The sequence below is a fragment of the Pseudomonas sp. genome (genome assembly GCF_036387035.1).
Taxonomy (GTDB): Bacteria; Pseudomonadota; Gammaproteobacteria; order Pseudomonadales; family Pseudomonadaceae; genus Aquipseudomonas.
In genome coordinates this window covers 12580-25491 of sequence record NZ_DASVUM010000045.1, presented here as the reverse complement: position 1 = coordinate 25491, position 12912 = coordinate 12580, and the positions used below count along the sequence as shown (strand labels likewise).

12 protein-coding genes are annotated in these 12912 nt (G+C 61.2%); 8 read left to right on the top strand and 4 right to left on the bottom strand.

Annotation, left to right across the window (positions count from 1 at the left end):
• Positions 1 to 9: 9 nt before the first annotated feature.
• The 8 genes from VF672_RS04210 (at position 10) to VF672_RS04175 (ending at position 9618) form a co-directional block, all read left to right on the top strand.
• Positions 10 to 246: a hypothetical protein gene (locus tag VF672_RS04210; protein WP_331101781.1), complete on the top strand. Its 237-nt coding sequence runs from the start codon at positions 10 to 12 to the stop codon at positions 244 to 246.
• Between the two features lie 249 nt (positions 247 to 495).
• A complete protein-coding gene (locus VF672_RS04205) occupies positions 496 to 834 on the top strand; it encodes a ribonuclease E inhibitor RraB (protein ID WP_065989401.1) in 339 nt (112 codons plus the stop codon).
• Between the two features lie 444 nt (positions 835 to 1278).
• Positions 1279 to 2688, top strand: coding sequence for a circularly permuted type 2 ATP-grasp protein (locus VF672_RS04200; RefSeq protein WP_037009087.1), 1410 nt, complete (start codon positions 1279 to 1281; stop codon positions 2686 to 2688).
• A gap of 12 nt (positions 2689 to 2700) precedes the next feature.
• Positions 2701 to 3660, top strand: coding sequence for an alpha-E domain-containing protein (locus VF672_RS04195; RefSeq protein ID WP_331101774.1), 960 nt, complete (start codon positions 2701 to 2703; stop codon positions 3658 to 3660).
• Complete coding sequence (locus VF672_RS04190) at positions 3657 to 4508, top strand: transglutaminase family protein (protein ID WP_331101772.1); 852 nt, start codon at positions 3657 to 3659, stop codon at positions 4506 to 4508. Before VF672_RS04195 ends, VF672_RS04190 begins: the two co-directional genes overlap by 4 nt.
• Before the next feature lie 844 nt (positions 4509 to 5352).
• Positions 5353 to 6558, top strand: a complete 1206-nt coding sequence (locus VF672_RS04185; RefSeq protein WP_331101770.1) for an acetyl-CoA C-acetyltransferase — start codon at positions 5353 to 5355, stop codon at positions 6556 to 6558.
• Positions 6559 to 6625: 67 nt separating this feature from the next.
• The gene (locus VF672_RS04180; RefSeq protein ID WP_331101768.1) at positions 6626 to 8767 is read left to right on the top strand and encodes a 3-hydroxyacyl-CoA dehydrogenase NAD-binding domain-containing protein; all 2142 of its coding nucleotides are present in this window, start codon (positions 6626 to 6628) and stop codon (positions 8765 to 8767) included.
• A gap of 128 nt (positions 8768 to 8895) precedes the next feature.
• Positions 8896 to 9618 (top strand): amidotransferase, encoded by a 723-nt coding sequence (locus VF672_RS04175; protein ID WP_331101766.1) that lies wholly within the window; start codon positions 8896 to 8898, stop codon positions 9616 to 9618.
• A gap of 146 nt (positions 9619 to 9764) precedes the next feature.
• Here VF672_RS04175 and VF672_RS04170 read toward each other — a convergent pair whose 3' ends face one another.
• The 4 genes from VF672_RS04170 to VF672_RS04155 form a co-directional block, all read right to left on the bottom strand.
• Complete coding sequence (locus VF672_RS04170) at positions 9765 to 10736, bottom strand: magnesium and cobalt transport protein CorA (RefSeq protein WP_331101764.1); 972 nt, start codon at positions 10734 to 10736, stop codon at positions 9765 to 9767.
• Positions 10737 to 10828: 92 nt separating this feature from the next.
• Complete coding sequence (locus VF672_RS04165; protein WP_331101762.1) at positions 10829 to 11584, bottom strand: 1-acylglycerol-3-phosphate O-acyltransferase; 756 nt, start codon at positions 11582 to 11584, stop codon at positions 10829 to 10831.
• Positions 11585 to 11732: 148 nt separating this feature from the next.
• Complete coding sequence (locus VF672_RS04160; protein ID WP_331101760.1) at positions 11733 to 12422, bottom strand: crotonase/enoyl-CoA hydratase family protein; 690 nt, start codon at positions 12420 to 12422, stop codon at positions 11733 to 11735.
• Positions 12423 to 12561: 139 nt separating this feature from the next.
• Positions 12562 to 12855: a DUF6388 family protein gene (locus VF672_RS04155; RefSeq protein WP_122537871.1), complete on the bottom strand. Its 294-nt coding sequence runs from the start codon at positions 12853 to 12855 to the stop codon at positions 12562 to 12564.
• Positions 12856 to 12912 lie beyond the last annotated feature (57 nt).

The following is a 12912-nucleotide window of genomic DNA, read 5'->3' as shown; positions in this document are numbered from 1 at the left end:
GAGACATTGATGAACGTGTGGACTATTTCGTTTCTGGACAAAGACGGTGTGCAGCAGACCCTCGAGCTTGAATCCGATCATCGTCCCAGTGAAGAAGAGGCTGCGCAGCGACTCCGTCCGATCCTGTTCCCGGTTGCCAGTGATCTAGACCTCAATGACCTCGACGGTCGCACGGCCGAGCCCACCGTCAAGACACTCAAAGAGCAGAACGCGGTACAGATCATCTCTATCGTCCAGGCTCCGTAACACGCCCGCATTCCACGCCATTCCGGCAATTGGCAAGGCGCTCTCAATGGGCGTACTCTGCCAGCAAGGCCGGTGAAGCATCTACCCGAGTCAGCTCGCGTACGTATGCCCGTTTTGTAAAACGCACCGGCCTGTTCAGCGACATGCTTGAGTCCCGGGCGGCAGATGACCTGCCGCTACACGCCTCGCCATCGAGGGGTGTTTCGGGATAGTTGAAACTCTATCTATCGTTGCATAGGAGGACGTTTCATGAGCACAGCCTATCAAGAAGACGTCAGCAGCCATGTTCTGCGCTGCATGAAAGAAGGCGGTTTCGACTTCGCACGCATTCACCCCATCGAGTTCTATGCCACCTTTCCGGACGAGGACCGGGCGCGTCAGGCTGCGGAAAAATTCCGTGGCGAGTCAGTCAATGTCCAGCTCAACGCGCTTGAGGACGGTGCGTGGCACCTGGAACTGAGCAAATTGATGTACGCAACCTATGACGGGATAGGCGACTTCGAACAGGATTTCCAGACCGCCATTTTCGGGCTGGACGGGGAAGTTGAAGGGTGGGGCGTCAAGCAGGAACTCAAGCGCCTGCATTGAATCCACAGATAAGCGACCGGATGCGTCGTTGACCGCTGTATCCCGCCTCCGCCAAGAGGAGCGGAGCGGGGGATGCACCGAGCTGAATCACAGGCAAAAAAAAGCCGCTCTCTCGAGAGCGGCGGAAAGGGAATGCTGGGTGGTCTTGCCAATAAGATGTTGCAGCCAGTCGCCTTGTGAGATCCGGCGGGCTGGTCTGCGGTATGGGGTGATTGTGCTCAGGTCGCGTACCGGGCGGAAATGAACTCTGGCTATGCGTGCGATAGATTTTCAAAGCGCGGAACGCTTCGCCATGAAGCGCTCGACAACAGGTGAGGGCGCATCGTGCACAGGAATGGTGCGGGTGCTCTGGCTGTTTAATCCAAGTCATTGATTATCAAGCGTTTATGCCGATGGCACGGGCCTTGCGAAGGCTCTGGCGTCCATGGTGACAAGGAGTACGGCATGATCCGCACCTTTTATGACGAGATGTACGATGCAGGCGGCGCAGTCCGTCCGCATTATCGGGAATTTGCCCGCTGGTTGGGCGAAGCGCCGCCTGAGTTGCTCGCTCAGCGCCGGCGTGAGGCCGATTTATTGTTTCATCGCGCCGGGATCACGTTCACGCTGTACGGGGACGAGCAGGGAACCGAGCGGCTTATCCCCTTCGACACCATTCCACGCAGCATTCCCGCCAGCGAGTGGCGGGTGGTGGAGCGAGGCTGTATTCAGCGCGTCAAGGCGCTGAACATGTTCCTTGCCGACCTTTATCACGATCAGCGCATCATCAAGGCCGGGATCATTCCGGCCGAGCAAGTGCTCGCCAACGAGCAGTACCAGTTGGCGATGCAGGGCCTGAACCTTCATCGCGACCTGTATTCGCATATCTCCGGTGTCGATCTGGTGCGTGATGGCGACGGCACGTATTACGTGCTCGAGGACAACCTGCGCACGCCAAGCGGCGTCAGCTACATGCTCGAAGACCGCAAGATGATGATGCGGCTGTTCCCCGAACTGTTCGCTGCGCAACGCATCGCCCCGATCGATCACTACCCCAATCTGTTGCTGGACACGCTGAAAAGCTCGAGCCCTCTGGATAACCCGAGCGTCGTTGTGCTGACGCCCGGGCGCTTTAACAGCGCGTTCTTCGAGCATGCGTTTCTGGCCCGGGAAATGGGCGTCGAGCTGGTGGAAGGTGCTGACTTGTTCGTGCGCGACGACCGGGTATTCATGCGCACCACGGACGGCCCCAAAGCGGTCGACGTGATCTACCGTAGGCTGGACGACGCATTCCTCGATCCGCTGGCGTTCAATCCGGATTCGATGCTTGGCGTGCCAGGTCTGCTGGCCGCTTATCGCTCGGGCAACGTGGTGCTGGCCAATGCCATCGGCACGGGCGTCGCGGACGACAAATCGGTCTACCCCTTTGTCACAGACATGATCCGCTTCTATCTGGACGAAGAGCCGATTCTCAAGAACGTGCCGACCTGGCAGTGCCGCAAGCCCGAGGAGCTGTCCCACGTGCTGGCCAATCTGGGCGATCTGGTGGTCAAGGAGACTCAGGGCTCCGGCGGTTACGGCATGCTCGTCGGCCCGGCCGCCACCGCCGCCGAAATCGAGTCGTTCCGGGCGCGCCTCAAAGCCAAGCCCCACGCGTATATCGCGCAACCGACCTTGTGCCTGTCAACCTGTCCGACCTTCGTCGAGAACGGCATCGCCCCGCGCCACATCGACCTTCGCCCGTTCGTCCTGGCTGGCCGCGAAACCCGCGTAGTGCCCGGGGGTCTTACGCGTGTTGCGCTGCGCGAAGGCTCGCTGGTGGTGAACTCGTCGCAGGGTGGCGGAACCAAGGACACCTGGGTGGTCGAGGATTAAGGATGCCTGCCAATGCTAAGTAGAACTGCCTCGGATTTATATTGGATGTCGCGGTACCTGGAGCGCGCCGAGAACCTTGCGCGGATGCTCGACGTCAGTTATTCGCTGTCGCTGATGCCACAGGACGGACGCGGCGATGGCCTCAATGAAATCGCCATGCCGCTGCTGATCACCGGGACCCTGGACGATTACCTTGAGCGCCACGGTGACCTGCATGCCGAGCGCTTGCTGCACTTTTTCGCCCTGGACGCTGCCAACCCGGCAAGCATTTTCAGCTGCCTGGGCGCGGCAAGGGCCAGTGCCCACGCCGTGCGCGGTCGCATTACCGCGGACATGTGGGAAAACATCAACGCCACTTACCTGGAAATTCGCGGCATCGCGGAACAGGGTTTGAGTCGCTACGGCATGAGCCGTTTCTGTGAATGGGTCAAGGAGCGTTCACACCTGTTCCGTGGCGCGACCTACGGCACGATCATGCGCAACGATGCCTTTCGTTTCATTCGCCTGGGAACGTTCATCGAGCGGGCCGACAACACCCTGCGCATGCTTGATGCGCGCTACGAGATGCTCGAATTGCGCGGCCCGTCCGCCAACGCGGCGGCAGACAGTTCGGCCGCCGGCTATTACCAATGGAGTGCGCTGCTGCGCGCGTTGTCGTCCTTCGAGGCGTACACGGAAGTCTATCGTGATGCACCGGGTGCCCGTCAGGTCGCCGAACTGCTGCTGTTGCGTGCGGACATTCCGCGCTCATTGCGTGCGTGCCTGGAAGAACTGGACATCATTCTCGCCAGCCTGCCCGGCGCCAATGGCCGTCCCGCCCAACGTCTGGCCGCGGAGCTGGATGCACGTCTGCGCTACACCGGCATCGACGAAATCCTCGATGAGGGCCTGCATGAGTGGTTGAACGAATTCATTCCACTCCTGGCCCAACTGGGTAGCGTCATTCACACTTCTTACCTGGAGGCTGCATGAGACTCTCAATTAGCCACGAGACCACTTATCACTATGAAGATCAGGTCCGCGCCAGCATCCAGTATTTGCGTCTGACCCCCCACGACAGCGAGCGCCAGCAGGTGTTGAGCTGGCAACTGGCGTTGCCGCGCCCGGTGCGTGCGCAGATTGATCCCTTCGGCAACGTCTTTCATGTGCTGACCCTGGACGAGCCCCACGAGGCGATCGTGATTGGCGCGCGTGGGCAGGTTGAGATCGACGAGAAGCGTGAGGCGGAACATGAAAGCCAGTCGTCACTGCCGTTCTTGCGCTTCACCCGGCTGACCGAAGCCGACGAAGCGATTCGTGCGTTTGCCGCCGCGCAAACCCACCTGCGCACTGACCGTACCGCACTGATCGATATGATGCACGCGCTCAACGAGCACATCGTCTACACGCCGGGCGCAACGGCGGTCGATACCAGTGCCGCTCAGGCGTTCGCCAACCGTGCCGGCGTTTGTCAGGACCACACCCACGCGTTTCTCGCCTGCGCGCGCAGTCTGGGTGTCCCGGCGCGCTATGCGTCGGGTTATCTGTACAGCGACGGCAGTGAACATTTGTCCAGCCACGCCTGGGCAGAGGCGTGGATCGACGACGCCTGGTACAGCTTCGATGTGACCAATCAACTGGCCATTCCGGAGCGGCATCTCAAGCTGGCGGTCGGCCTGGATTACCTGGACGCCTGTCCGGTGCGCGGCATGCGCCGTGGCGGGGGGTGCGAGCAAATGCACGCGAAGGTGGTGGTGTCGCCGTCAGCGCCGGTGGCGGTACCGACTGCTGCCAAAAAGCCTGTGCCGGCGCCGATGATTCAAGTGCAACGTCAAGGCTGAGTAACCGATGACGGCCGAGCGTACCAATGGGCGCGCGGCCTCATTGCCGTCGCTTGCACCAACCTGCGCGCTGCCCAGTGCCCAGGGCAGCCATCCCCTCGATCCGCCAGAGCACCTGCAATGACATCCGGCGGAATAGCCACTTGGCCGCTTCCCGGCAGAAACCCGACATTGGAACGTGAATACCGTCCGGTTGCGGGTCGTTGCGTGGGGCCGAACGGCGCGAACGTTGCGATTCTGTCGAGGCTGCCGCGCGAGCTGCACGCATGAGTCCGTTAGCCAAATAGCCGGGTCATGTTCGGCAATATCAGCAACAGTGTGGTGGCGAAAACGATTAATCCTGCCTGACGTATTTTCGAGCGCTTGAACATGGTGGATGCCTTTTCTTGTTATTCCTGAGCGACAGAAACCCACGGGCTTTGGGCGTGACCAAGGCGGGGTTGGCAAAGGTGAGGCCAAAAGAGCAGCTGCCCCGATCAGCAGATCGCGGACGCAGGCGCTGGTGAATCGATTTTGTTATGGCGCCACTGCTACTGACTTAACCTTAGAGCCGGCGTGCTGCGCGGCTTAGATCATTGAGGATTAGCTATTTCGCTGGTTATAACCGGCAAATATTTGGCAGATTGCTATCACTCAGATATTCCCTTGCTAGACGCCTGCACCTAAAATCTCCCTCCTTCAATAGCTCGCTACCGTTCGTCAGAGTCCGAAAACTCCCACAACCCGCTACCCTGTTAAACGAACCGGCGTACCGACGGGCGCTGTGACAGACAGTAGGTTCATGACAGTTCGACTGTTGGCTTGATCAATAAAAAAAGCATTTCACTGGGTGAGCGAGGACAGGATGACCGAAGCGTTTATTTACGATGCCTTGCGTACGCCGCGTGGCAGGGGCAAGCCGGACGGCGCGTTGTACAGCGTCAAACCGGTGGATCTGGTGGCGGGGCTGCTGAAAGAGGTGCAACTGCGCAATCACCTGGACACGCGCCTGGTGGATGACATCGTGTTGGGCTGCGTGACCCCGGTCGGGGATCAGGGCGCCGACATCGCCAAGACCGCGGCGCTGGTCGCCGATTGGGACGTGAGCGTGGCCGGGGTTCAGGTCAACCGGTTTTGTGCGTCCGGGCTTGAGGCGGTGAATCTGGGCGCCATGAAAATCCGCTCCGGCTTTGAGGACCTGGTGGTTGTCGGCGGCGTGGAGTCGATGTCGCGCGTGCCCATGGGCAGCGACGGCGGCGCCTGGGTACTGGACCCACAGACCAACCTGCACACCCATTTCACGCCGCAGGGGATCGGCGCCGATCTGATCGCGACGATGGAAGGCTTCAGCCGCGATGACGTGGACCAGTTCGCCCTGCAATCCCAGCACAAGGCGGCGCTGGCGCGGGAGCGCGGTGCCTTTCGCCGCTCGCTGGTGCCGGTCAAGGACCAGAATGGCCTGCTGTTGCTCGATCATGACGAATTGATCCGCCCCGACACGACGCTGGAGGGGCTGGGCAAACTGCGCCCGAGCTTCGAGGCGATCGGCAAAATGGGCTATGACGCCACGGCGTTGCACGTGTACAGCCACGTCGAACGCATCCACCACGTACACACGCCGGGCAACAGTTCCGGCATCGTCGATGGCGCCGCCTTGATGCTGCTGGGGTCCGCGCAAAAAGGGCAGGCCTTGGGGCTGCGGCCCCGGGCGCGCATCGTGGTAACCGCGGTGACCGGCACCGACCCGACCATCATGCTCACCGGCCCGGCGCCTGCTACGCGCAAGGCGCTGGCGCGCGCCGGGCTGACCATCGATGACATCGACCTGTTCGAGGTCAACGAGGCGTTCGCATCGGTGGTGCTCAAGTTCATCAAGGACATGGGGGTCGACCCCGACAAGGTCAACGTCAACGGCGGCTCGATTGCCCTTGGCCATCCGCTGGGCGCCACCGGTTGCATCATTCTGGGCACGCTTCTCGACGAGCTGGAGGCCCGGCAGTTGCGTTATGGCCTGGCGACCCTTTGCGTCGGCGGCGGCATGGGCATTGCCACGATCATCGAGCGGGCATGATCGTGGGGCACACACACCGCGTTGCCTACCGCCTCAACCCTATAAACGTTTCAGGAAGAACGCCCGCATGACCGACGCCATTCGCTACGAAACCGGCCCAGATCACATCGTCACGCTGACCCTGGACATGCCTGGTCAGCAGGCCAACACCATGAACGCGGCGTATCGCCAGGCCATGGCGCAGACCCTCGAGCGCCTGCAGGCAGATAAAGGAGCCATCGCCGGGGTGATCATCCGTTCGGCGAAGAAGACGTTTTTTGCCGGCGGCGACCTCAACGAGTTGATTCAGGTCGACGCCGCCAGCGCCTCCGGGTTTTATCAGATGACCCTGGGCCTCAAGGCTCAGCTGCGCGCCCTGGAAACCTTTGGCAAACCGGTGGTGGTGGCGATTGAAGGCGCGGCACTCGGCGGCGGCCTTGAGTTATGCCTGGCCTGCCACCATCGCATCGCACTGAACGCCAGCCACGTGAAGTTGGGCTTGCCGGAAGTCACCCTCGGTTTGCTTCCGGGGGGCGGCGGCACCGTACGGCTGGTGCGCATGCTGGGTCTGGAACGTGCGTTGCCGCTGCTCATGGAAGGCCGGACGATGAGCGTGGAGCATGCCTTGAAAACAGGCGTGATCGACCAACTGGCCAGCGATGCCGACGACCTGATGGCCAAGGCGCGGGAATGGATTCTGGCCAATCCGGCACCGGCCAAACCGTGGGATCGGCCGGAATTTGAGCTGCCCGGCGGTGCGCCGTCACACCCGAAAGTCGCGCAGATGCTGGCCATCGCGCCGTCGATCCTGCGCAAAAAAACCCAGGGATGCTACCCGGCGCCGGAGAAGATCCTGGCCGCTGCGGTAGAAGGCGCCCAGGTGGATTTCCACACGGCAGAAAAAATCGAAGCGCGTTATTTCACCGAACTCGCCACAGGCGCCATCGCCAAGAACATGATCGGCAGCTGGTTTCAGCTCAACCAGGTCAAGGCGGCAGAGGCCCGACCCAAAGCGCCGCCGGTCTTTCACATGCGCAAGGTGGGTATTCTCGGTGCGGGTTTGATGGGCGGCGGCATTGCCTATGTCACGGCGCAGGCGGGCGTCAGCGTGATCCTCAAGGACGTCAACCTGGCAGCGGCGCAGAAGGGCAAGGATTACTCCGTACGCTTGCTCGACCGGCAGGTCGCCAATGGGCGGATCACCGAGGCTCAGCGCGACGCGGTGCTCGCCCGCATCAAGCCGACGGGGCGCGACAGCGACCTTGAAGGCTGTGACTTGATCATTGAGGCCGTGTTCGAGAATCGCGAGCTCAAAGCTCAGGTCACCGCTGCCGCCGAACAGGTCGTGGTGCCCAACGCGGTGATTGCCTCCAATACCTCGACCTTGCCGATCACCGGACTGGCCAGCGCGATCAGCCGGCAGGAGCGCTTTATCGGCCTGCACTTTTTCAGTCCGGTGGAGAAGATGCGTCTGGTGGAAATCATCAAAGGCGGGCGTACCAACGACATGACCCTGGCCCGCGCCTTCGATTTCGTTCAGCAGATTGGCAAGACGGCGATCCTGGTCAACGACACGCGCGGCTTCTTTACCTCGCGGGTGTTCGCCACCTATGCCGACGAAGGCATCGCCATGCTGGGCGAAGGCATCAGCGCGCCGATGATCGAGACCGAGGCACGCAAGACCGGCATGCCGGTCGGACCGCTGGCGGTCTCCGATGAAGTGTCGTTGAGGCTGATGAACCAGATTCGTCAGCAGACGCGAAAGGACCTGGCCCAAGAGGGCGTGGAACTCGCCGGGCATCCGGCCGACGCTGTCATCGAGCAGCTGTTGAACGACTTCGATCGCGCAGGCAAGACCTCCGGCGGCGGTTTTTATGACTACCCCGACGGCGCGCCCAAGCACTTGTGGCCGGAACTGAAAGCGCGCTTCGAGAAGCCCGAGGCGCAGATCGGCGGGCAGGACATCCGCGACCGCCTGCTGTTCATTCAGGCGCTCGAAACCGTGCGCTGCCTGGAGGAGGGCGTGCTGCGATCAACGGCGGATGGCAACATCGGTTCGATGCTCGGGATCGGCTTCCCTGCCTGGACCGGCGGGGCGTTGCAGTTCATCAACCAGTACGGACTCAAACCGTTCATTACCCGCGCCTGCGCCCTGGCCGAGCGCTACGGCGAACGCTTTCAGCCGCCTACGTTGCTGCTGCAGAAAGCCGAAGAAGGCTCGCTGTTCTAGAACCATCGTCCCGCTGCGCCATCACGTGATAGCCCGTCGCGTGCGGGTAATGCGGGCCTTGCCTTGCCCCGTCCTTCAAGGCAGGCTTGAGCCCACGCATTTTCGCTTTTGTCGCATCAGGGACTTTTATGTCGTTACGCATCTGCATTCTGGAAACCGACGTCCTTCGCCCGGAACTGGTCGATCAATACCAGGGCTATGGGCGGATGTTCGAAAAGCTCTTCGCCCGTCAGCCGGTGCCCGCCGACTTTGTCGTCTACAACGTCATGCAAGGCGATTACCCCGCCGATGAGGAGCAGTTCGACGCGTATCTGGTCACCGGCTCAAAGGCCGATTCCTTCGGTACCGATCCGTGGATCGAAACCCTGAAGACCTACTTGCTCGAACGCTACAAGCGCGGCGACAAACTGCTGGGCGTTTGTTTCGGTCATCAGCTGCTGGCGCTGCTGCTGGGTGGCAAGACCGAGCGCGCCTCACAAGGGTGGGGCGTCGGGATTCATCATTACAACCTCGCACCGACCCAGCCCTGGATGACGCCGGCGCTGGACAAGCTCACGCTGCTCATCAGCCACCAGGATCAGGTCACTGCGCTGCCCGAAGGCGCGACGGTCATCGCCACCAGCGACTTCTGCCCTTTCGCCGCGTACCACATCAACGACCAGGTGCTGTGCTTCCAGGGCCATCCCGAGTTCATCCACGACTATTCGCGCACGCTGCTGGATATTCGCCAGGACGCGCTGGGCGAGCAGGTGTACGGCAAAGGCATCGCAAGCCTGGAAGAAGACCACCACGGTACTGCCGTAGCGGAATGGATGATGCGGTTTGTGGCAAACAAACGCCCGGTTGGCTAAAGCGCTGTTTGGCCGGGTGTGATGATTATTGTAGGACCGGCTTCAGCCGGGAAGGCGTCAGTCGCCACACTGGAAGATTGACGGTGCTCACACCGGCCTCTTCCCGGCTAAAGCCGGTCCTACCGTCGTAGGCATATTCAAAAGCCTCAAAGCCAGCCCGAGCGTTTGAAGCTTGCGAACAAAATCCCGCACCCGCCCACGATAACGCCCAACACCCCGTAATACCCGTAATGCCAGGTCAGCTCGGGCATGTTCTGGAAATTCATCCCGTAGATGCCGGCAATCGCGGTCGGGAACGCCAGAATCGCGGCCCAGGCGGCGAATTTACGTTGGGTCAGGCTCTGTCGCGAGGACTCCAGCAGCAGGCTGATTTCAATGGTCTGGCTGGCGATGTCGCGCAGGTTGGAGAGGTCTTCCATCTGCCGCTTGACGTGGATCTCGACGTCGCGAAAGTAAGGGCGCATGTTCTTGTCGATGAAGGGAAAGCTGAGCTTCTGCAGCTCTTCCCCGATTTCGACCATCGGCGCCACGTAGCGGCGCAAGCGCAGCAGGTCCCGGCGTAGCGAGTGAATGCGATGGATGTCGGATTCCTTGAGGTCCTTGCGCAGGACGTTGTGCTCCAGCTCTTCGAGCTCGCAGTGAATCGCTTCGGTGACCGGCTGGTAGTTCTCGGTGACGAAATCCAGCAGGGCATACAGCACGAAATCCTCGCCGTGCTCCAGCAGCAACGGTCGCGCCTCACACCGTTGGCGCACCAGCCCGTAGGACTTTGAGTCGCCATTGCGCGAGGTGATGACGTAGCCCTTGCCGGCGAAGATGTGAGTTTCGATGAAGATCAGCTTCCCATTCTCACGGATCGGCGCGTAGGTCACGATGAACAGTGCGTCACCGAAGGTCTCCAGCTTGGGCCGGCTGTGGACTTCCAGCGCATCTTCGATTGCCAACTCGTGCAGGTTGAACTGCCGTTGCAGCGTGGTCAGCTCTTCAAGCCCCGGATGCTCCAGGCCAATCCAGACAAAATGCCCGGGTTTCGCCGCCCAGGCCGCGCCTTCATCGAGGGCAATGTTGGTGACTTTCTTTCCGGCACTGTAAACGGCAGCGGCAACCACTCGACCCATGATGATCTGCTTCTTCTTTTAGGGAAACTGACGCGCAGCTTAGCGCGCTCGCTCATCAGAGTCGGCGGATTCGAACGAGTTCGCCGGTTTTTTCAGTGCTGTTCAGCGTCTGTTTGGCCGCTTGGCAGTGGCCCGCGCACGTCGGCGTCCATGCTGGCGATGCAGGATTGCATCTGCTCGTGGCAGCGGGCGATGAGGACCGGGATATCATCGCTGGTCAGGCCTGCGGTCGGGATCGCCGGCAGCGTGCGGATGATGACCTCGCCGCTGTCCCGGCGATTCAAGTCCATGCTGCGCACATAGGTGCTCACGCACACGGGCACGATGGGCACACCGGCCTCGATGGCCATCTGAAACGCGCCGCGCTTGAACGCCAGCAGCCCTTCGCCTTTGTTGCGCGTGCCCTCGGGGAAGACCCAGATCGAGGTGTCTTTGTTCTGCAGGGTCTCGGTGGTCTGGAGGATGGAGCGACGCGCCCTTAGAGGGTTGCCTCGGTCAATCAGCACGTTGCCCGCCAGCCAGAACAGCTGACCAAAGAACGGGACCCACTTGAGGCTTTTTTTGCCGATGCACACCGTGCGCGGCGGCACGATGTTGCCGAGCACGAACAGGTCGTAGTTGGACTGATGGTTGCAAATGATCACGCAGGGCCTGGCCTGCTCGAATTGCGGGCTGAGCTGGGGGTTCAGACGCAGTCCGAGGATCCGCATGGCGGGGAGCGCATACAGCCGTGCGCACAGGCGGCTGTTGTCAGGATTGAACGGGCGGCACAGGCCAAGCAAAAGCCCCAGCACGCCGGCGGCGATAAAGTGCAGCCCCATCAACCCCATACGCAGAACGAACAGCATGCAAAACCACCCGGTAGGCGAAAAGCCGCGCAGTGTACGGATGTGCACTGAAATCGGCAATCGCCCGCGGACCGGGTTGAGGTGCAGTCATTTAACGGGATGTTTCAGGGCAATGCGGCCAAGCCATGCCGCGCTCGGTAGTGCACGCTCAGAGCGGGATCTGGCGATCCAGCTCGATTGCCCGGTCCAGGGTTTCGAGGAACTCCTTGCGCACTTTGAGCTTGGTCTGCTTGTGGGCGCGCATGTTGATTTTCTTCATTTGCAGCGCCACGGTGCGCGCGGCTTCGGTCAGCGCTTCGGGCGCAACCACTTTGTCGAAGAACCCGGCCTGCAGCGCGCCGTTGGGGTCGAACATCTCGCCGCAGATCACCGAGCGACCGAAGGCGCTTTTGCGCAGGCGGTTACGTGCCAGCTCGATGCCGGCGTGGTGCATGGTCATGCCAATCTGAACCTCGTTCAGGCCGATGCTGTACGGGCCTTCGACGCCGATGCGGTAGTCGGCCGAGAGCAGCAGGAAGGCGCCTTTGGCGACGGCATGCCCGCCGCACGCGACCACCACAGGGAACGGAAACGACAGCATGCGCCGCGCCAGCGTGGAGCCTTCGGCGACCAGGGCCATGGCGGCCTCCGGCGACGAGGTCATGATTTTGAGGTCGTACCCGCCCGAAAGAATCCCCGGCTGACCGGTGATGATCACCACGGCGCGATCTTGCTCGGCGCGGTCGAGTGCAGCATTGAACGCGGCGACCACGTCGTTGCTGATTGCATTGACCTTGCCGTTGCTCAGCGTCAGCGTCGCGACGCCGTCATCCAGTTGATAGGCGACCAAATCACTCATGGAGCGAGTCCTTTTTTGTTTTGAAGTGGCGCAGACGTTACTCACCCGGCAGGGCAAGGTAAAGCGCAAAAGGTGACCGGCGAGTCAGAGGACAGGGTCGCCGGTCCGGCAACCCTGAGATGAAGCGGGCAGGTCGCGGTTAAACCTCGACCTCGTTCAGTTCGCAGTATTCTTCCCAGTCCATGTCCAGTGCCTCGGCGGCTTCCTTGTGTGCGGCAAGGCGCAGCTCCTTCAGTTGCTCGGGGGTTTCGGCAATGAAAGTCAACGCCAGCTCCCAGGTCGGGATGCCCAGATTTTCGGCTTCGTCTTCGAAAGCCCAGAGGGTCTGCTGTTGCTGCTCTTTGGGGCTCAAATCCTGGATTTCAGCCTGCAACATCGGATTGGTCACGATGTACTTCGCCAAGGCAGCTTCGGTCCAGTCGTTTGCGTTCATGCGGGGGTGATCTCCTGTGCGTCGAGCTGACGTGTTGCTGTGGTTGGGTACTGAGGT